Genomic DNA, 19,452 nt, shown 5'->3' on the forward strand with positions numbered 1-19,452 from the left:
GCCGTTCTCCCGGTCCGCCGAAGACCGGTCCGCCGGGTCACCGCCCGGCGAGGGCGGCCTCGACGGACCGCGCCGGCGGGCGGAACGGCCCCCAGGCGAACGCGGGCAACCAGGTCTGGGGCGCGGCGCTCCAGGCCAGTTCGGAGATCTGCCCGAGCGTCCGCCGACCGGTGAGCGAACGGAGGAGATCGTGACGGTGCCCGTGGAGGGTGGCGGCCGGTTCGCCGTCGCCGGCCAGCCACTCGGCGCCCGGCGTCCCGATGCGCAGCGCCGGAAGCCCGTGCGCGCGCACCGAGATCGAGAAGCCCCGGACGACCAGGTCCAGCGCCGAAGGGTACGACGGATGGGCGGCGACCACCGGTGCCCGCAGGGCGCCCCGGAGGTCGAGCTCATGGGTGAACGCGTCCATCATCATCATGGTGTGCCGCAGCTGCGGAGAGTCGGTGAGCACCTGCTCCACCCGACCGTCCAGCCGCTCCCACTCGGCGAGCAGGCCGGTGAGGCCGGTACCGGAGTCGGTGTGCGGCACCTCCCACAGGTTGCCGGGCGCGTCGGCGGCCACCGCCCGGCAGACCTCGACGAGGTGGCCGACCACGTCCCTCACGGTCCACCCCGGACAGGCGGGAACGGGAACGCCCGCCGCTCCGGGCCTGCCGAGCACCAGCCCGGTGATGCCCTCCCGGGAGCCGCGATAGGCGAGATGGTCCGGTTCCCGGACCCACAGGGCCGGGGACGTGCTCTCGGCTTGCCGATGGTACGTGCTCATATGAGCTCTCCTCCGGTCGGACGGCCCTGGCGGGAAGCGGATCCGACGACGCCCGAATCGTGACCTGATCCACAGTCAATTCCACAGTGATGTAAGGGAGTTAGACAACGGCTCGTGGGGCTTCGGACGCAGCATTTCCGAAGATGCCCGGCGGCTGGTCCGGTTCGGGTATCGAGTGGTAAAAGGCCTGCAGGGTAAGGGAGTTGTCGGCATCCCGACCGACGCTTCGAAGGAGTGCTAGCGCGTCATCCGGGGCTCCGGGCGCCGGTCGGGAACGCAACCGCAGAGATGCGGGCCGCGACCTCGCCGCTGGACCATGGAGAGGCCGTCGTCAAGGACGTGAGGCTGGGAGGGGATCGTGCCGACGACCTTCGGATCGCTGCGCCGACTGGCGCTGACACCGTCACTGGCTTCGGTGGCCTTCGCCGGGCGCGGCTTCCCGGTGACATCCACGCCGGCCACCGCGCGGCTGGAGGCGGTGCCCCAGGCGGTGGTCTGCGGCTTCGAGTGGGGCATTGACGCGCGGGACCAGTGGGAGGTCGAGCGCCGACTCGGCCTGGTCGACCCCGAACATCGCGGATTCGCCTACGAGGGCGTCACGATGGCCTTCACCGTCCTCGACGCGATGGGCAGGGGCCGGCGTACCCGCGACCTGCTGGCCGGGCCCGGACAGCCGCACATCTTCCTGGCGTACATCGGCATCGGCTTCGCGATGGCGCGGCTGCCGCGGCCGCTCTGGAAGAAGGTGCTGCCGGAGCTGACCGGGACGCCGTACCACCCGACGATGAGCTGGCTGGCGGTCGACGGATACGGCTTCGACCTCGCCTACTTCCACACCCGGCGCTGGGTCGACGAGCAGTGCACACCGAAGCCGTACCCCTGGCAGGGCGCGCCCGAGTACTTCCCACGGGCGGTGGACCAGGGCATCGGACGGGCGCTGTGGTTCATCCACGGTGGTTCACCGAAGCAAGTCTCTTCCGCTGTAAGGAAGTTCGGCGTGCAGCGGCAGGCCGATCTGTGGAGCGGGGTGGGACTGGCCGCGACCTTCGCCGGAGGCTGCACGGCCGAGGGCCTGGCCGGGTTGCGCGACGAGGCGGGTGCGTACCGGGCGGAGCTCGCCCAGGGGTCGGTGTTCGCTTCCAAAGCACGCGCCTACGCGGGGTTCGTCCCCGCGCACTGCGAGGACGCCTCGACGGCTCTGACCGGCCTGTCGGTCGATGCGGCCGCGAAGCTGGCCGACGACTGCGCCGTCGACGACCGCGCCCGGGACGGCTCCGCCCACGGAGCGCCGCCGTACGAACTGTGGCGGGCGAACGTGCGGATGCGCTTCCGCGACTTCGGCAGCGCGCTGCGGCCCGCACCGAAACCGGCGGCCGAGGCGGACTGAGCACGAGGCGAACCGAGCATATGCGGAGATGTTCCGGGCCGGAGCGATGGGAAATCATCTGCGGGCCCGGATCCGCTGCCCATGAGGAAAACCTGAGGGGAGAATGGTGTGCCCAGCGCATGGCGGACGCTCCGACGTCGTATGCTCACTCCGAGCACCTCTGAAACGCTACTGGAGAAGCGTGGTTTCCACCGGAAGACGCCCTCCGCCCAGCAACTTCTGGAGACGGTCGGCGAGCGGTTTCTGGAGGGCTACGGCTATGCCATGGAGGCCCGGGACACGGTAGCGGCGGAGAACCTCCTGGAGGGCGTCCCGATCCGATTCCGCGGCTTCGCCTACGAAGGCGCCGGAATGGGCTTCGCCATGCTCGACGGTCTGCCGCTGTCCGGCTCCGGTTCGGTGGACCGGTTTCTCGCCGGAAGGGGCGCGGACCACGTCTACATGGTCTACATCGGGGTCGGCTGGGCGATGGCCCGGCTGCCGCGGTTCCGTTGGCCCGACATCGACGCGCTCGACCCGCTGCTGCGCTGGCTGGTGCTCGACGGATACGGATTCCACCAGGCGTACTTCCGTACCGCCCGATACGTTCACGAACAGTATCGGGATCCGGCTTTCCCCTGGCCGGCCCATGACTCGCCGTCGTACGCCGGCCGTGCGATCGACCAGGGAATCGGCCGGGCGCTGTGGTTCGTCGGAGGCACCGACGCCGACCTGGTCGCCACCATGATCGAGAAGTTTCCGGAGTCCAGGCGGTCCGACCTCTACAGCGGGGCCGGACTGGCGGCCACCTACGCAGGTGGCGTGGACGAGGCGGAGCTGCGGGCGTTCCGGGAACGGGCCGGCTCCCACCGGGCCATGGTCGCGCAGGGCAGCGCGTTCGCGGCCGAGGCCCGGGAGCGGGCCGGACTGCCGGCTCCGCACACCGAGCTCGCGACACGGGTCCTCTGCGGTATGACGCCCGCTCAGGCGGCCCGGGTCACCCAGGAGGTACGGCCGGCCGGGCCGGTGCCGGGTGCACTCCCCGCGTACGAGGTGTGGCGCCGGGCCATCGCCGACCGCTTCACCGACGTCGGGGGGTGCTAGCCGTGGCCACGACCCGCCGGGTGCCGCCGGGTCCGCCGCGGAGATCCGCCCCGGTCCTGCTGCGCAGGCTGGTGGGCGACCGGCTCGCGCTGATGCGCTCCGCCGCGGCGGAGTACGGCGACGCGGTCCGGATCTCCATCGGCCCCAAGACGCTCTACTTCTTCAACCATCCCGACCACGCCAAACACGTGCTCGCGGACAACGCGGCCAACTACCACAAGGGAATCGGCCTGGTCCAGGCCCGACGGGCCCTCGGCAACGGCCTGTTGACCAGCGAGGGCGAGCTCTGGCGGAAGCAGCGCAGGCAGATCCAGCCCGCCTTCCAGCACAAGCGGATCGCCCGGGCGGCCGGTGCCGTGGCGGAGGAGGCGGCCGAACTGGTCGGCCGGCTGCGGGCGTACGAAGGCGGTGGACCGGTCGACGTGGTCGGGGAGATGACGGCGCTCACCCTCGGAGTGCTCGGCCGCACGCTGCTCGACGTCGACCTCGGCGCCTTCGAGGCGGTCGGGCACGACTTCGAGGCCGTGCAGGACCAGGCGATGTTCGACATGGTCACCATGGGGATGGTGCCCGGGTGGGTGCCGCTGTCCAGGCAGCGCCGCTTCCGGCAGGCCCGGCAGGACCTGCAGCGGCTGGTCGACCGCCTGGTGGCGGACCGGGTCGCCCGTGACGGCGCGGAGAGCGAGGGGGACGACGCGCTGTCCCGCCTGATCGTCTCCACCCGCCAGGAGCCCGACCGCCGGGTCGGCCGGCAGCGGATGCGCGACGAGCTGGTCACCCTGCTGCTCGCCGGCCACGAGACCACGGCGAGCACCCTCGGCTGGACCTTCTACCTGGCCGACCGGCATCCCGAGGTGATGGACCGGCTGCACGCCGAGGCCGTCGAGGTGCTGGGAGAGGGCCTGCCCGAGTTCGAGGACCTGCACCGCCTGCGGTACACCTCGATGGTGGTGGAGGAGGTCATGCGGCTCTACCCGCCGGTGTGGATCCTGCCGCGGCAGGCCCAGGCGGAGGACGAGGTGGGCGGGTACCACGTGCCCGCCGGTGCCGACGTCCTGATCTGCCCGTACACGCTGCACCGCCACCCCGGGTTCTGGGACGCGCCCGAGCAGTTCGACCCGGAGCGCTTCGACCCGGACCGGGCCACGGACCGGCCCCGGTACGCCTACATCCCGTTCGGGGCGGGGCCGCGCTTCTGCGTCGGCAGCCATCTCGGGCTGCTGGAGGCCACGTTCACGATCGCCATGGTCGCCCGGGACCTCCGGCTGGCCAAGGTGCCCGGCCACCGCGTGGTGGCCGAGCCGATGCTGTCGCTGAGGGTCCGCGGGGGCCTGCCGATGACCGTGCATCCCGCCGGCTGAGGCGCCGGGGTCCGGCTGCGTCCTTCCGCCCGGCGCCCCCGAGACCGGTGTCGCGGGGACACTGGGCGGGAGGGCGCCCAGGCTTAGGAGTTGACGATACGTCAGGCGGTGTCGGCCACCGGCGTCCGTCCGCCGAGCGCCGCCGCCCGTACGTCCAGCAGTGCCAGCAGGATCGGCGGGTCCAGGGCGCGGATCGGGCGCAGGCGCAGCTCGACCGGCAGCAGTGGCACGCCGGGTCGTATCTCGACCGGTCCGACCGATCCCACCGAGACCTCGCGATCGCCGGTCAGCACCTCGTCGAAGGAGGCGGGGATGGAGTGTGCCAGCAGGTACCAGGTGCCACTCGGCACGCGGTCGAGCAGGAAGCCGCCGGGGTGCGGGAGGACGGTACAGGCGGCCGGCCGGCCCTCCGGGATCCGGGTCGGGAACAGTCCGACGAACACCCGGCCGAGCTCCCCGGCGACCGAGGCCCGGATCTCGCCCCGGAGGGTCGAGAGCTCGGCGCTCTGGGTGCGGGAGCGCGAGTCCACCTGGATCCGGGGGGTGAAGCCCCTGAGCTGACGGAACATCGTGGGGGAGACGCCGACGCTGCTCGCGAACCGCGAGCTGAAGGTGCCGACGCTGTTGTATCCGACGCGGTGGCTTATCTCGGTCACCGTGAACGTCGTTTCGATGAGAAGACGTTTTGCGGCCTCGATGCGAATGGCGGAGAGAAAACGCCTCGGCGACACCCCGGTCACTCGCTGGAATTCTCTGGAGAAGTGGAATTTGCTGTACATGGCGACCTGTGCCATATCGTCTATGGTCAGCATTTCGCCGATGTTCTCGTGCATGGTCTCGATGGCCCGGGTCACAGCTTGCTCGATGGCAGGTTTCATTACCGACTCCAGGTTCTCCACTGCACCGACGGATGAACAGAGATTCCGCCCTGGCACTGATCAGGAGCAAAAGTCGCAGCCGGAGTACCGAGCCGGCCGGCAGAGGAGCCAGGGCATGCGGAGGAGCCCACCTCTGGAAAGGCGAAGACGAAAAGTATCGACGCAATAACGATTGACGACCGTAGCAGGTGCACATGGCAGGCGCAACGGGCCTACCGCACATTCAGTAGACGGCGTCCAAGGGCGGGATACCGGGGGGTATGCGTGAGAACGCCCCAGCAACGCAGGAGATGCGGAGAGGGGGGTATTGCGCGGACGATGCCAAAGTCGCGTATGCGAATCGGGGTCGGCCGGTGCGCCGGGCCTCGATTTTCGACGAGCACCTGAGGAGATGCCGGTGGGCTCGCGTTCCCCAGATCAACACGATAACCGGACCATGACGCTCGAGGCGTTCGCGGACACGATCGTCCCGGGCGAGAAGCGTTCACCCGACGATCGGGCGGTGGCCGGCGCCTCCAGTGGCGGCGGCGCGGTGCAGGCCGGCGCCATCGAGCTGCTGGAGACACCCGCGACCGGACTGTCGGACGCCCTGGACGACTACGAGCAGGCGCTGAACCGCCATGCGCGGGCCTACGCCGCCGAGCACGGACTGCGGCTCGACGAGTCGGTGCCGCCGTTCGTCGCGCTCCCGTTCGAGGACCGGACCAGCCTGGTACGGACGTTGACCGGGCCGGACCACCAGGAACGGGAACTGTGGGTGCTGCTGGCGCTGTTCAGCAACATGGCCTTCGACACCGCCGCCCATCTGCACACCACGGACGCGATCGCGGCGGGCCATCCCGGCCTGGTGGCGATGGGATTCATGAAGCCGGACGACGACGGCCTGTGGCGGTTCCCCGACTTCTCCTACGGCAGGCAGCTGGCCGATCCCCACCCGGACACCACGCCCTCAGGGAGCCCCGCATGACGAGCACCGAGAGCACCGACGTCCTGATCGTGGGCAGCGGCTTCGGCGGGGCGATCGCGGCCTACCACCTGGCCGCCGGCGGCGCGCGGGTCACCGTGCTGGAGCGCGGCCCCTGGCTGGAGGCGGACGACTTCGAGCACGACTTCCTGCTCGGCTCCTCGTACACCCGGATCTTCGACTTCGTGGTGGGCGACGGCATGAGCCTGCTCGGCGGGAACTGCGTCGGCGGCGGCAGCGTGGTGTACTTCGCCGCCATGCCGCGTGCGCCGCGGTTCGTCTTCGAGCGCCGCGGCGGCATCGGTCGCCGGATGTGGCCGGCGGCCATCACCAGGGACGTCCTCGACCCCTGGTACGACCGGGTGGTGGAGGCGCTGCCCGTCACCCAGCAGGACTGGAGCGACGTCACCTACGCGGGTGGGCTGTTCGCCGCCGCCTGCGAGCACGCGGGACGCACCGCCAACCCCGTCCCGGCCGCCATCGACCGGGCGAAGTGCACCAACTGCAACTGGATGATGTCCGGTTGCCGCTTCGACGCCAAGCGGTCCCTGCTGCTGAACTACCTGCCCGCCGCCCTCGCCCACGGAGCCGAGATCCGGCCGCTGCACGAGGTGCAGCGGCTCTCCCGGACGGACGACGGCGGCTACCGGGTGCACTACGGCGTCGTCGACGACACGGACTACCGCGTGCACGTCGGCAGCGGCACGATCGACGCGAAGATCGTGGTGCTCGCCGCCGGCGCCGGCGCCACTCCGGTGATCCTCCAGCGCTCCGAGGCGGCCCTCGGCAGGATGCCCTCCGCCGTCGGCCGCTACTTCTCCGGCAACGGGGAGCGCCTCAACACGGCCGTCGTCAACGAGGACCGGGCCCGGGAGCTGCTGGGTCTGGGGCGCGGGGACGGCCGGGCGTTCGGGGCCAACCAGATCGGCAAGGGCCCGGTCGTGGCGAGTTGGGACAACCTCGACGGGTCGCTGCCGGAGCACTCGCGCTTCTCGCTGGAACAGCTCTACTTCCCACCGGGGTTCGGCACCATCCTGGCGCAGGTGCCCGACGCGAGCGGCCCCAGCTGGTTCGGCGTGGAGAAGAAGGAGCTGGTCCGGCGGTGGCAGTCCTGGCTGACCGTCTTCACCATGGTCGAGGATGACAACGAGGGCGTCTTCGGGCCGCCGCCGCCCACCGGCAACGCGGTCCGGATCTCCCAGCAGATGCTCGGGCGCGGGCCGATCAGCTACCGGCCGACCGCCAACACCCTGCGCGGCTGGGCCGAGTCGGACGCCGTGGTGAAGGACATCCTGGAGCGCGACGGACTGTCCCGCGTCATGCCGTGGACCAACGACCTGGTGGGCGCGTACACCGTGCACCCGCTGGCGTCCTGCCGGATCGGCGACGACCCCCGGACCTCGGCGCTCGACGACCGGCAGGAACTCCGCAACCACCCGGGCATCTTCGTCACCGACGGTTCCGCCGTCCCGGGAGCGCTCACGGTCAACCCCGCGCTGACCATCTCGGCGCTCGCCGAGCGCGCGATCCCCGGCATCGTGCGCGCCGCGCGGCAGCGGGGCGTGGACGTCAGGTACGGCGCACCCGCGCCGGACGGCGGGACCAGCGGACGGCGCGGTGTGCAGGCGCAGATACCCGGCCTGATGCGCTCGTAGCGCGTTCCGGCGACAGACCGAGCCATCGAGGAGGAGGCCCATGGCGACACCGTTCCTACGACCGGCCCTGCGGAGGTCACTGGCGCAGATCCGCCGGGTCTCCCCGGTCCGGCCGGCCGACGCGGGGAGGGAGGTGGCCGGCGTCTACGCCGAGGTCGAGCGGGAGTTCGGCATGCTCGCACCGCCGATCGGCCTGCACGCGGCCTCGCCGGCGGTGCTCGCCGCCTCCTGGGTGATGCTGCGGGAGACCCTGGTCGCCGCCGGACGGGTCGACCGTGCGACCAAGGAGGCGGTGGCCGCCGCGGTCTCGGCCGCCAACGCCTGCCCGTACTGCGCTCAGGTGCACGGTGCGACGCTGGCCGCGCTGCTGCCCGGGGCGGGTGCCCCCGCCACGGCCCGCGTGAGGGCCGAGGGGGTGGCCGACTGGCTTCAGCAGAACGGGAGTCGGGGGACGGAGCCGGGAGGGAGGCCGCCGTTCCCCGCGGCGGAGGCACCCGAGCTGATCGGGGTGGCGGTCACCTTCCACTACCTGAACCGCATGGTCAACCTGTTCCTCGAGGAGAGCCCGCTGCCGGCCGGTCTCCCGCCGGCCGCGCGGCCGGCGGCAACGGCCGTACTCGGCCGGTTGATGCGCCGAACCGCGCGTGACGCCCCGCCGGCCGGGACCTCGCTCGACCTGCTGCCGTCCGCACCGCTGCCCGCGGACCTGCGCTGGGCGGCGGGCACCCCGAGCATCGCCGGCGCGTTCGCGCGGGCGGCCGCCGCGGTCGACGCGGCGGGAGCCCGTTCGGTACCGGACGGTGTCCGGGGTCTGGTGACGGCCCGACTGGCCGAGTGGGACGGCCGGCCGCCCGGGATCAGCCGTGCCTGGGTCGAGGACGCGGTATCGGCCCTGCCCGGGGAAGAGCGCCCGGCGGGCCGGCTGGCCCTGCTGACCGCCAAGGCCTCGTACCAGGTCGACGACGGCCTCGTCGCCGAGTTCCGGCGTGAGGGTCCCGGCGACGCCGCGCTGATCGAGCTCACCTCCTGGGCCGCCCTGGCCGCGGCCCGGGAACTGGGCGCCCGGCTGGGCGAGCGAGGTCTGGCGGGCGGTCACATCCGATAGCCCGTACGGCCGTGCACACCCGAGGCTCCCGCCACCGGCGGGAGCCTCGGCCCGTTCCCGGCCACCGGCACCGGTGCGGCCGCGCGGGGTATCACGGCGTTATGGAATATGGGCGCCGTGAAATCACGCCGTTATGGAATAAAGGTGCTCCGTACCAGGGGGAAAGCAAACTCGGAGAAGACATCCGGAGGGCCGCAGATGCACGCTTGATCGGTGCACGGCGTGCCGAGTCGGCGAAGTTATTCGCCGTCAATTCATCTCCATGGGTGGTGAATACATGAGCAGTGAGCGGATCGCTATCGTGGGGATCGGCCTCCGCTACCCGGATGCCAATTCGGCGAGTGAGCTCTGGGACAACGTACTGAGCGGCCGCAGGGCCTTCCGGAGGCTGCCGGACGAGCGGATGAACCAGGCGGACTACTGGTCGGCGGACCGCAGTGCACCCGACCGGTACTACGCGACAAAGGCCGCCGTCCTGAGGGACTACAGCTTCGACCGCATCAGGTACAGCGTCGCCGGAAGCACGTACCGGGCGACCGATCTGACGCACTGGCTGGCCCTTGACGTCGCTGCCGAGGCGCTGGCCGACGCCGGATTCCCGGACGGTTTAGGACTGCCCAGGCAAACCACCGGCGTGGTGGTCGGAAACAGCCTCACCGGGGAATTCTCGCGGGCCAACGTCATGCGGTTGCGGTGGCCTTATGTGCGTCGGACGGTGGCCGCCGCGCTGGTCGGCCAGGGCTGGTCCCAGGGGGACATCGCGGTATTCCTCCAGGACCTGGAGCCCCGGTACAAGGCGCCCTTCCCGCCCATCGACGAGGACTCGCTGGCCGGCGGTCTCGCCAACACCATCGCCGGCCGGATCTGCAACCACTTCGACCTGCGTGGCGGCGGATACACGGTCGACGGCGCCTGCTCCTCCTCCCTGCTGTCCGTGGTCACCGCCGCGAAGGCGCTGGCCGACGGCGACCTGGAGGTGGCCGTCGCCGGCGGGGTCGACCTGTCCATCGACCCGTTCGAGGTGATCGGCTTCGCCAAGACCGGCGCACTGGCCACCGGCGAGATGAAGGTCTACGACCGGGACTCCAACGGCTTCTGGCCCGGCGAGGGCTCCGGAATGCTGGTGCTGATGCGCGAGGAGGACGCGCTGGCGCAGGGGCGGCGGATCTACGCGAGCATCACCGGCTGGGGAGTCTCCTCGGACGGCAAGGGCGGCATCACCCGACCGGAGGCGGGCGGCCACCGACTGGCGCTGGACCGCGCCTACCGGCGGGCGGGCTACGGTGTCGAGACGGTCTCGTACTTCGAGGGCCACGGCACCGGCACGGCCCTCGGCGACGCGACCGAGATCGAGGCGCTGTCCTCCGCGCGCCGCGCCGCGGATCCGACGGCCCGTCCGGCCGCCCTCGGGACGGTCAAGGGGAACTTCGGGCACACCAAGGCCGCGGCGGGCGTGGCCGGTCTGATCAAGGCGGCCCTCGCCGTGCACCACCAGGTGATCCCCCCGGCGACCGGCCACCACGACCCGCACCCCGGGCTGCTCGGTGAGACGGCGGCCATGTACGTGCCGCGCCGGGCCGGGCTCTGGCCGGCCGACCAGCCCGTCCGGGCCGGCGTGTCGGCCATGGGCTTCGGCGGGATCAACACCCACATCGCCCTCACCCAGGCACCCGGCGCCACCCGGCGCGAGGCCCTCGACGAGCGCACCACCCGGCTGGTCGCCGGCCGCCAGGACGCCGAACTGCTGCTGCTGGACGGAGCGGACCAGGCCGCGCTGCGGGCGGAGCTGGTCCGGCTGCTGGACCTGGTGCCCAGGCTGGCCCAGGCCGAACTGGCCGACCTGGCCGGAACGCTGGCCGACCGGCTCTCGGACGGTCCGGTCCGTGCCGCCGCCGTCGCGACCTCCCCGGACGACGCCGTACGCGCCCTCGAACGGCTGGTCGCACTGCTCGACTCGGGGACATGCGAGGCGTTCTCGGCCGGTGAGGGGATCTTCCTCGGCCGGGCCAGGACCGCCCCCCGGATCGCCTACCTCTTCCCGGGGCAGGGCTCCGGCCGCGGCGGGGTCGGCGCCATCAGCCGCCGGTTCGCCACGGCGGAACGGGTGTTCCGTGACTTCGGCCCGCCCAGCGGCGACGACCAGGTCGCCACCCAGGTGGCCCAGCCGCGCATCGTCACCGGCTCGCTGGCCGCCCTGCGAGTACTGGACGGGCTCGGCATCCGGGCCGACGCCGCCGTAGGACACAGCCTGGGCGAGTTGACCGCGCTGCACTGGGCCGGGGCGATGAGCGAGGAGCAGCTCGTGCGCCTCGCCACGATCCGCGGCCGGGTGATGGCACGGGCGAGCCACGGCCGCGGCGCCATGGCCGGCCTGGCGGCGACACCGTCGCGGACCACCCGGCTGTCCGCCGGGCAGGACGTCGTCGTCGCGGGTTACAACGGCCCCCGGCAGACGGTCGTTTCGGGCCCCGCCGAGGCGGTCGACGAGGTCTGCCGCCGGGCGGCGGCCGAGGGCGTCACGGCGACCCGGCTGAACGTCTCGCACGCCTTCCACTCGCCGCTGGTCGAGCCCGCCGCGGTCGCGATGGCGGCCGAACTGGCCGGGTTCGACTTCCGCGAGCCGGTCCGCCCGATCGCCTCCACGGTCACCGGCGAACTGCTGGACCCGGCCGCCGACCTGCGTGAACTCCTGCGCGACCAGGTGCTGTGCCCGGTACGGTTCCACGAGGCCGCGGGTGTGGCGGCGGCCGGCGCCGACCTGGTGGTGGAGGTCGGCCCGGGACGGGTGCTGTCCGGTCTGCTGGCGGAGATCGCGCCGGACCTCACCGTGCTGGCCCTCGACACCGACAGCGCCTCGCTCGGTGCGCTGCTCAGGGTCGTCGGCGCCGCGTACGTGCTCGGCGCGCCCGTGCGGACCGGCGCCCTGTTCGGCGACCGCCTGATCAGGCCGCTGCCGGCGGACGGCGTGATGACCTTCCTGGCCAACCCCTGCGAGGCGGCCCCGCCCATCGGCGCGGGCCTGGCGCCGCAGGACGGCGGGGACGGCGGGGACGGCGCGGCGGACCGGCACGAGGGGATCGCGCCGGCCCGGACCGCGGACAGCGGCGCGTGCCCGGACTCCACCCTGGAGCTGCTGCGCAGGCTCGCGGCCGAGCGGGTCGAGCTGCCGCTGGAATCCGTCACCGCCAGGACCCACCCGATGGACGACCTGCACCTGAGCTCCATCACGGTCGGTCAGATCGTCAACGACGTCACCCGGGCACTGGGGCAGCCCGTGCTCACCGCGACACCCAGCTTCGCGACCGTGAGCCTGGGCGAACTCGCCGACCTGATCGACGGGTTGGCGGACACCTCGCAGGGCGGCGCCGGCGCCGCGGACGAAGTCCCCGGCGTGGCCCCGTGGGTGAGGCCCTTCGCGGTCGAGCACATGGAGGCCGCCCTGGTGCCACGGCCGCTGCCCGCCCCCCAGGCGGTAGCCGGCGACTGGACGGTGTACAGCACACCCGGCCACCCGCTGGCCGAGCCGCTGCGCGCCGCACTCGCCCGGGCGGGGATCGGGGGCGGCGTGCTGCTCTGCCTCCCGGCCGAGTGCGGCGCGGGCGAGGCCGACCTGTTCCTGGCCGCCGGCCGCGCGGTCCTGGCCGCGCCCGAAGGCACCCGGCTGGTCGTGGTCCAGCACCGCTTCGGGGCCGGCGGGATGGCGAAGACCCTGCACCTGGAACACCCGACGGTCTGGACCACGGTGGTCGAGCTGGCCGATCCCGCCCCCGAGGGGGCCGCCCTCGACGAGGCGGTGGCCCGCGTCGTCGCCGAGGCCGCCGCGACGGCCGGCTTCACGGAGGTCCGCTACCGGCGGGACGGGCGCCGCACCGTCCCGGTGCTCCGTCCCCTGCGGCTGAGTCCGGCCCCGGCCGGTGAGTCACCGCTCGACGCGCGGGACGTCCTCCTGGTCACCGGCGGCGGCAAGGGCATCACCGCCGAGTGCGCCCTGGCGATCGCCAAGGACTCCGGGGCGGGCCTGGCCCTGATCGGCCGCGCCGACCCGGCCGCCGACACCGAACTCGCCGAGAACCTCGCCAGGATGGACGCCGCGGGCCTGCGCTACCGCTACGCCCGGGCCGACGTGACCTCGGCCGACCAGGTCGCCGCCGCGGTGGACCTGCTGGAGGCCGAACTCGGCCCGGTCACCGCGGTGTTGCACGGAGCGGGCCGCAACGAGCCGGCCGCCCTCGGGACACTGAGCGCCGAGGACTTCCGGCGGACGCTGGCACCCAAGACCGACGGCCTGGAGGCGGTCCTGGCGGCCGTCGAACCGGAACGCCTGAAACTGCTGATCACCTTCGGTTCGATCATCGGCCGGGCCGGACTCCGCGGCGAGGCGCACTACGCCACCGCCAACGACTGGATGACCGAGCTGACCCTCCGCTTCCGGCGCCGCCACCCGCAGGTCCGGGCCATCGCACTGGAGTGGTCGGTCTGGTCGGGCGCGGGCATGGGCGAACGGCTCGGAGTCGTCGAGGCGTTGATCCGCGAGGGCATCACGCCGATCTCCACCGAGGACGGGATCCAGGTGCTCCGCGAGGTGCTCGCCGACCCCTCGGCCGGCCCCGTCCTGGTGGTCAGCGGACGGGTCGGCGGCCTGCCCACGCTCACCACGGTCCACCGCGAGCTGCCGCTGACCAGGTTCGTGGAACGGGTGGTCGTGCACCACCCGGACATCGAGCTGATCACCGAGGCCGAGCTCACCGAGGGCAGCGACCCCTATCTGACCGACCACCGGCTCCAGGGCGACCTGCTGTTCCCCGCGGTGCTGGGCATGGAGGCGATGGCCCAGGTCGCCGCCGCGGTGAGCGGCCACCAGGGCCCGCCGCTGCTGGAGGACGTCGAGTTCCGCCGTCCCGTGGTGGTCAGGCCGGGCGGCTCGACCACCATCAGGATCGCGGCGCTGGTCCGGGCCCCCGGGACGGTGGACGTGGTGCTGCGCAGCGCGGACACCGGCTTCGCGGCCGACCACTTCAGGGCCAGGCTGCGCTACCCCAGGCCCGGGGTGCCCAGCACACCGGTGCCGGTCGCCTTCGGCCTGCCGACGGTGCCGGTGGATCCGGTGACCGAGCTGTACGGCAGTGTGCTGTTCCAGGGCAAGCGGTTCCAGCGCCTGCTGGAGTACCGGCGGGCCGGCGCCCGGCACGCCCTGGCGGAGATCTCCACCACCGCCCAGGCGCCGTGGTTCGCGGCCTTCCTGCCGCAGGACCAGCTGCTGGCCGACCCCGGCACCCGGGACGCGATGATGCACGCCATCCAGTGCTGCGTGCCGGACGCCACGCTGCTGCCGCAGAGCATCGAGCGGCTCTGGCTGGCCGACCGGGCGGACCAGGACTCCGAGTACGTCGTTCTCGACGCCCGGGAGCGCTCGCAGCACGGGGACACCTACGTCTACGACCTCGACGTCCGCACCCCCTCGGGAACGGTGGTCGAACGCTGGGAGGGGCTGGCCCTGGTCGCCGTCCGCAAACGCGGCGGGGCCGGCCCGTGGGTGCCCGCCATGCTCGGTTCGTACCTGGAGCGCGGCCTGGAACGGGTACTGGGCGGCAGCCGCGCGGTGGTCGTCGAACCCGCCCCGGACGCCGCCACCGCGGACCAGGACCGCCGCTCCCGCACCGAGACCGCCGTCGGCCGGGCGCTGGGCCGGCCGGTGAAGCTGCGCCACCGGCCGGACGGCAGGCCCGAACTCGACGGCGGACCGGGCCTGGAGGGACTGACGGTGTCGGCCTCGCACGACGCCGGACTGACCCTCGCGGTGGTGGGCGCGGGACGGCTCGCCTGCGATGTCGAGTCGGTCCGGGAGCGGACCGCCGAGGACTGGGACGGGCTGCTGGGCACCGGGCAGCTCGCCCTGCGGAACCTGCTGGCAACCGAGGCGGGCGAGGACCGGGCGGTGGCCGGCACCAGGGTGTGGAGCGCGCTGGAGTGCCTGCGCAAGGCCGGTGCGACCACGCAGGCGCTGACGCTGGACCGCGTCCACCCGGACGGCTGGGCCGTGCTGTCCGCCGGCGACGCGACCGTCGCCACCTGGGTGACCACCGTCAACGGCCGGACCGGGCCGGTGGTCTTCGCGGTACTCGCCGGGAAGGAGAACTGATGTCGGGCTACTACGAGATCCGTCACACCGTGGGTTTTGAGGAGACCAACCTCGTCGGCAACGTCTACTACGTGAACTACCTGCGCTGGCAGGGGCGTTGCCGGGAGATGTTCCTCAAGGAGAAGGCGCCCGGGGTGCTCGCCGAGCTGCGGGACGACCTGAAGCTGTTCACCCTCAAGGTGGACTGCGACTTCTTCGCCGAGATCACCGCGTTCGATGAACTGTCGATCCGGATGCGGCTGGATGAGCTGACGCAGACCCAGATCCAGTTCAGCTTCGACTACCTGCGGCTCGACGGCGGGCAGGAGAACCTGGTCGCCCGTGGCCGTCAGCGGATCGCGTGCATGCGCGGGCCCAACACGGCGACGGTCCCCGCCAGGGTGCCCGAGGAGCTGCGCCTCGCCCTGGCCCCCTACGCCGAGGACCCGGCGGCCGCCCGGCTGCCGGCGGCGACGCCGCCCGGCGGGCCGGTGAGGACGGGGAGGGGGCGGTGATCGACAATGGCCGGGCCCTGCTCAACACCCAACCGCCGACCGTGACTTCGCCGCTCCCCGGGTGCAGCACGGTCCTCCCGGGCTCACTGCGCGAGACGATGGCCCGCTTCGCCACCGGGATCACGGTGCTGACCACGGGCGGCGAGTACGTCCACGGGATGACCGCCAACGCGTTCAGCTCGGTGTCGCTGGAACCGCCACTGGTGCTGTGCTGCGTGGCCCGCACCGCGACGATGCACGAGGCGATCACGGTGACCCGGTCCTTCGCGCTGTCCGTGCTGGGGGCCGAACAGGAGCACCTGGCACGGTACTTCGCGGACCGGAGCAGACCGCGCGGCGCCGCCCAGTTCCACGGCGTCGACTGGCGGCCCGGCCCGTTCACCGGTGCCCCGCTGCTGTCGGACTCGCTCGCCTGGCTGGAGTGCAAGCTGGCCGAGCGGTACGACGGCGGCGACCACTCCATCTTCCTCGGCGAGGTGCTCGCCTCAGACTGGGCCGACGACCGTCAGGCGCTGCTGTTCTACGGCGGCGGCTTCCACCGGGGTGTCTGCGGGACCACGGAAGGGACCGGCTCTCACGTCGGTCCGACGGCAGGGGAGAGGGAGCGATGAGCACTTCGGAGTACGACGTCATCCCCCTCGTCCTGGCGAAGCCGCGCGCCCGGGCGGCAGGCCGGATGGAGCCGGACGCCGCGCCGAACGGGTGGGGCCTGCGGGCGGTACCGCTGCCGCGGCCCGACCGGACCATGCGCTCGATCCGCGAGCAGCGGGCCCGGCTGAGCGAGCGGATCGCCGCGGGCGAGCGCGAGGCGGTGCAGCGGCAGCACCGGCAGGGCAAGCGCACCGCCCGCGAGCGGCTCGAACTCCTGCTGGACGAAGGCTCGTTCACCGAGATCGAGATGTACCGCCGGCACCAGGCGGAGGGACCGAAGCTCTCCGGCCAGCGCCCGTACACCGACGGCGTGGTGGCCGGCTCCGGCACGGTCGACGGGCGCCGGGTGTTCGTCTACGCCCAGGACTTCACCGTCTTCGGCGGATCGCTCGGCCAGGCCCATGCGGCGAAGATCCACAAGGTGATGGACCTGGCGATCGCCACCGGCGCCCCGATCATCGGGCTCAACGACAGCGGGGGCGCCCGGATCCAGGAGGGGGTGACCGCACTCGACGGGTACGGCGGGATCTTCCGCCGCAACGTGGCGGCCTCCGGGGTGGTGCCGCAGATCAGCGTGGTCCTGGGCCCCTGCGCCGGCGGGGCCGCGTACTCGCCCGCACTGGCGGACTTCACCTTCATGGTCCGCGAGACCTCGCAGATGTACCTGACCGGCCCCGACGTGGTCGCCACGGTGACCGGGGAGCGGGTGGGCCACGAGGAACTGGGCGGCGCGGATGTGCATGCCCGGCGCTCCGGGGTCGCCGCCTTCGTGTACGAGGACGAGGAGAGCTGTCTGGCCGAGGTGCGCTACCTGCTCTCGCTGCTGCCCGCGAACAACCTGGAGGATCCGCCGAGTTACCCGCCCTGCGGGGCGACGACGGACGAACGCCCCAGACTGGCGGAGATCGTGCCGGTGGAACCGAACAAGCCGTACGACATGCGGGCGGTACTGGCCGAACTGGTCGACGACGGGGAGTTCATGGAGGTCCAGGAGGACTGGGCGGGCAACGTCGTCTGCGCGCTGGCCCGGATAGACGGCCAGGTCGTCGGCGTGGTCGGCAACCAACCCCTGGTGCTCGCCGGGGTGCTGGACATCGCCGCCTCCGAGAAGGCCGCCCGGTTCGTGCGCTTCTGCGACGCCTTCGGCATCCCGCTGGTCACGCTGGTCGACGTCCCCGGTTTCCTGCCCGGCACCGAGCAGGAGTACGGCGGCATCATCCGGCACGGCGCCAAACTGCTGTACGCCTACTGCGAGGCCACCGTGCCCCGGGTCCAGGTGATCGTGCGCAAGGCGTACGGCGGGGCCTACATCGTGATGGACTCGCGGTCGATCGGCACCGATGTCTCGCTGGCCTGGCCGACCAACGAGATCGCGGTGATGGGCGCCCAGGGAGCGGTGAACGTGCTGTTCCGCAAGGAGCTGGCCACGGCGGCGGACCCGGAGGGCCTGCGCGCCGAACTGGCGGCGGACTACACCGACCGGCTGGTGCACCCCTATCACACGGCCGAGCGCGGACTGGTGGACGACGTGATCGACCCGGCGCAGACCAGGTCCGCCGTCGCGCGGGCCCTGGCCATGCTGTGCGGCAAGCGCCGCCCCGCGCCGCAGCGCAAGCACGGGAACATCCCGCTCTAGGAGGAGCCGGTGGGATGCCGAAGGGTGGTGGGCCGAAGAGGTCTTCGGCCCACCACCCTCGACTGGTTCAGCGGCCGGTGCCCGCGTGTACCACCGCCTCCTGGTCGGCGCCGAGTTCGAAGGCCGTGTGCCAGGCGCGGACGGCGTCGGGCAGGCGGTCGGCGGAGCAGAGCGCGGTGATCCGGGCGTCCGAGAGCGAGATGGTCTCGATCCCCACCCCGGCCCCGGCGAGCGTCTCGCAGCAGGCCGCGAGCACCCCGGGCTGGGCGCGCAGGCCCGTTCCGACGAGCGAGACCTTGCCGATCCGCTCCTCGTGGTGCACGCCCTCGAAGCCGAGCTCCACCTGCTCCTGCCGCAGCACGGCGAGCGCGGCCAGGCTGTCGTCCCTGGACAGGACCAGGGAGATGTCGGTGTAGCCGGGGGCCGTGCGAGAGGCCTCCTTGACGGCGAGGTCGAGCTCGGCCTCGCCGGCCGTCACCAAGTTCAGGATCCGGGCGGTGAGTTCGGGACTGTCCGGGACACCGGTGAGAGTGATCTTCGCCTTGGAGGCGTCGTGGGCGACCCCGGTGACCACCGAGCGTTCGGCGCAGGGGATCTCCGCCGCGCCGGAGACCATCGTCCCGGGCCTGGTGCTGTAGGAGGACCGGACGTGTAAGGGCACACCGTGCCGGCGCGCGTACTCCACGCTGCGCGCCGCCAGCACCTTGGCCCCGTTCATGGCCAGTTCCTGCATGGTCTCGTAGGTGACGTGCTCCAGCAGCCGGGCGTTGGGGACGATCCTCGGGTCCGCCGTGTAGACGCCGTCCACGTCGGTGTAGATCTCGCAGAGGTCGGCCTTCAGGGCGGCGGCCAGGGCGACGGCGGTGGTGTCCGAGCCGCCGCGTCCCAGGGTGGTGATGTCCCTGCTGTCCCGGTCGATCCCCTGGAACCCGGCGACCAGCGCGATCACGCCCCGGTCCAGTGCCTCGCGGACCCGCTCCGGTGCGACGTCGATGATGCGCGCGTTGCCGTGTGCGGCGGTGGTGACGATCCCGGCCTGGGCGCCCGAGAGGGAGTGCGCCGGTGAGCCGAGCGCGTTGATGGCGATGGCCATCAGGGCGTTGGAGATGCGCTCGCCCGAGGTGAGCAGCATGTCGAGTTCACGGGGCGGCGCTTTCAGGTTCAACTCGGCTGCGAGATCCAGGAGTTCGTCGGTGGTGTCGCCCATGGCGGACACCACCACGACGACGTCGTGACCGGCTTCGTGGGTGGCGACGATGTGCTCGGCGACCTGCTTGATCCGTTCCGTGCTCTGCACGGACGAGCCGCCGTACTTCTGGACGATCAGGCTCAT

Annotated in this window: 13 protein-coding genes; 10 read left to right on the forward strand and 3 right to left on the reverse strand. The window is 72.3% G+C overall.

Annotation, left to right across the window (positions count from 1 at the left end):
- Nucleotides 1-37 precede the first annotated feature (37 nt).
- The gene (locus tag ACSMTC_RS32570) at nt 38-766 is read right to left on the reverse strand and encodes a maleylpyruvate isomerase family mycothiol-dependent enzyme (protein WP_436563325.1); all 729 of its coding nucleotides are present in this window, start codon (nt 764-766) and stop codon (nt 38-40) included.
- A 358-nt stretch (nt 767-1,124) separates the two neighbouring features.
- Between ACSMTC_RS32570 and ACSMTC_RS32575 the strand changes: the two genes are divergently transcribed.
- The 3 genes from ACSMTC_RS32575 to ACSMTC_RS32585 all read left to right on the forward strand — a co-directional run bounded on the left by ACSMTC_RS32575 (nt 1,125) and on the right by ACSMTC_RS32585 (nt 4,597).
- Entirely contained in the window at nt 1,125-2,153 is a 1,029-nt protein-coding gene (locus ACSMTC_RS32575; protein ID WP_436563326.1) for a DUF1702 family protein, read from the forward strand.
- Between the two features lie 108 nt (nt 2,154-2,261).
- Nucleotides 2,262-3,236 (forward strand): DUF1702 family protein, encoded by a 975-nt coding sequence (locus ACSMTC_RS32580; RefSeq protein WP_436563327.1) that lies wholly within the window; start codon nt 2,262-2,264, stop codon nt 3,234-3,236.
- 2 nt (nt 3,237-3,238) lie between these two features.
- Nucleotides 3,239-4,597 (forward strand): cytochrome P450, encoded by a 1,359-nt coding sequence (locus ACSMTC_RS32585; RefSeq protein ID WP_436563328.1) that lies wholly within the window; start codon nt 3,239-3,241, stop codon nt 4,595-4,597.
- A 101-nt stretch (nt 4,598-4,698) separates the two neighbouring features.
- Here ACSMTC_RS32585 and ACSMTC_RS32590 read toward each other — a convergent pair whose 3' ends face one another.
- Complete coding sequence (locus ACSMTC_RS32590) at nt 4,699-5,475, reverse strand: helix-turn-helix transcriptional regulator (protein ID WP_436563329.1); 777 nt, start codon at nt 5,473-5,475, stop codon at nt 4,699-4,701.
- A gap of 391 nt (nt 5,476-5,866) precedes the next feature.
- On the opposite strand from ACSMTC_RS32590, the gene ACSMTC_RS32595 reads away from it, so the two are divergent.
- From ACSMTC_RS32595 to ACSMTC_RS32625, 7 genes are all read left to right on the forward strand, one after another.
- A complete protein-coding gene (locus tag ACSMTC_RS32595; protein WP_436563330.1) occupies nt 5,867-6,442 on the forward strand; it encodes a DUF5987 family protein in 576 nt (191 codons plus the stop codon).
- Nucleotides 6,439-8,094, forward strand: a complete 1,656-nt coding sequence (locus tag ACSMTC_RS32600) for an FAD-dependent oxidoreductase (protein WP_436563331.1) — start codon at nt 6,439-6,441, stop codon at nt 8,092-8,094. The genes ACSMTC_RS32595 and ACSMTC_RS32600 overlap by 4 nt, the downstream gene beginning before the upstream one ends.
- 40 nt (nt 8,095-8,134) lie before the next feature.
- A complete protein-coding gene (locus ACSMTC_RS32605; RefSeq protein ID WP_436563332.1) occupies nt 8,135-9,199 on the forward strand; it encodes a carboxymuconolactone decarboxylase family protein in 1,065 nt (354 codons plus the stop codon).
- A 277-nt stretch (nt 9,200-9,476) separates the two neighbouring features.
- Nucleotides 9,477-15,338 (forward strand): type I polyketide synthase, encoded by a 5,862-nt coding sequence (locus ACSMTC_RS32610; RefSeq protein WP_436563333.1) that lies wholly within the window; start codon nt 9,477-9,479, stop codon nt 15,336-15,338.
- Nucleotides 15,338-15,832 carry an acyl-CoA thioesterase gene (locus tag ACSMTC_RS32615; protein WP_436563334.1) on the forward strand — a complete coding sequence of 165 codons (495 nt, stop codon included), beginning with the start codon at nt 15,338-15,340 and terminating at the stop codon, nt 15,830-15,832. The genes ACSMTC_RS32610 and ACSMTC_RS32615 overlap by 1 nt, the downstream gene beginning before the upstream one ends.
- Nucleotides 15,829-16,443: a flavin reductase family protein gene (locus ACSMTC_RS32620; protein ID WP_436563335.1), complete on the forward strand. Its 615-nt coding sequence runs from the start codon at nt 15,829-15,831 to the stop codon at nt 16,441-16,443. Before ACSMTC_RS32615 ends, ACSMTC_RS32620 begins: the two co-directional genes overlap by 4 nt.
- Nucleotides 16,444-16,577: 134 nt before the next feature.
- A complete protein-coding gene (locus tag ACSMTC_RS32625; RefSeq protein ID WP_436564880.1) occupies nt 16,578-18,119 on the forward strand; it encodes an acyl-CoA carboxylase subunit beta in 1,542 nt (513 codons plus the stop codon).
- A 67-nt stretch (nt 18,120-18,186) separates the two neighbouring features.
- Here ACSMTC_RS32625 and ACSMTC_RS32630 read toward each other — a convergent pair whose 3' ends face one another.
- The gene (locus ACSMTC_RS32630; protein ID WP_436563336.1) at nt 18,187-19,452 is read right to left on the reverse strand and encodes an aspartate kinase; all 1,266 of its coding nucleotides are present in this window, start codon (nt 19,450-19,452) and stop codon (nt 18,187-18,189) included.

Source organism: Kitasatospora sp. HPM-01-4 (assembly GCF_051374625.1).
Lineage (GTDB): Bacteria > Actinomycetota > Actinomycetes > Streptomycetales > Streptomycetaceae > Kitasatospora.

Bases quoted from the DNA above. Each gene is read 5' to 3' on its own strand.
- ACSMTC_RS32600 (WP_436563331.1), top strand. From the start codon at position 6,439: ATGACGAGCACCGAGAGCACCGACGTCCTGATCGTGGGCAGCGGCTTC.
- ACSMTC_RS32605 (WP_436563332.1), top strand. From the start codon at position 8,135: ATGGCGACACCGTTCCTACGACCGGCCCTGCGGAGGTCACTGGCGCAG.
- ACSMTC_RS32610 (WP_436563333.1), top strand. From the start codon at position 9,477: ATGAGCAGTGAGCGGATCGCTATCGTGGGGATCGGCCTCCGCTACCCG.
- ACSMTC_RS32595 (WP_436563330.1), top strand. From the start codon at position 5,867: ATGCCGGTGGGCTCGCGTTCCCCAGATCAACACGATAACCGGACCATG.
- ACSMTC_RS32590 (WP_436563329.1), bottom strand. From the start codon at position 5,475: ATGAAACCTGCCATCGAGCAAGCTGTGACCCGGGCCATCGAGACCATG.
- ACSMTC_RS32570 (WP_436563325.1), bottom strand. From the start codon at position 766: ATGAGCACGTACCATCGGCAAGCCGAGAGCACGTCCCCGGCCCTGTGG.
- ACSMTC_RS32615 (WP_436563334.1), top strand. From the start codon at position 15,338: ATGTCGGGCTACTACGAGATCCGTCACACCGTGGGTTTTGAGGAGACC.
- ACSMTC_RS32625 (WP_436564880.1), top strand. From the start codon at position 16,578: ATGCGCTCGATCCGCGAGCAGCGGGCCCGGCTGAGCGAGCGGATCGCC.
- ACSMTC_RS32630 (WP_436563336.1), bottom strand. From the start codon at position 19,452: ATGAGCCTGATCGTCCAGAAGTACGGCGGCTCGTCCGTGCAGAGCACG.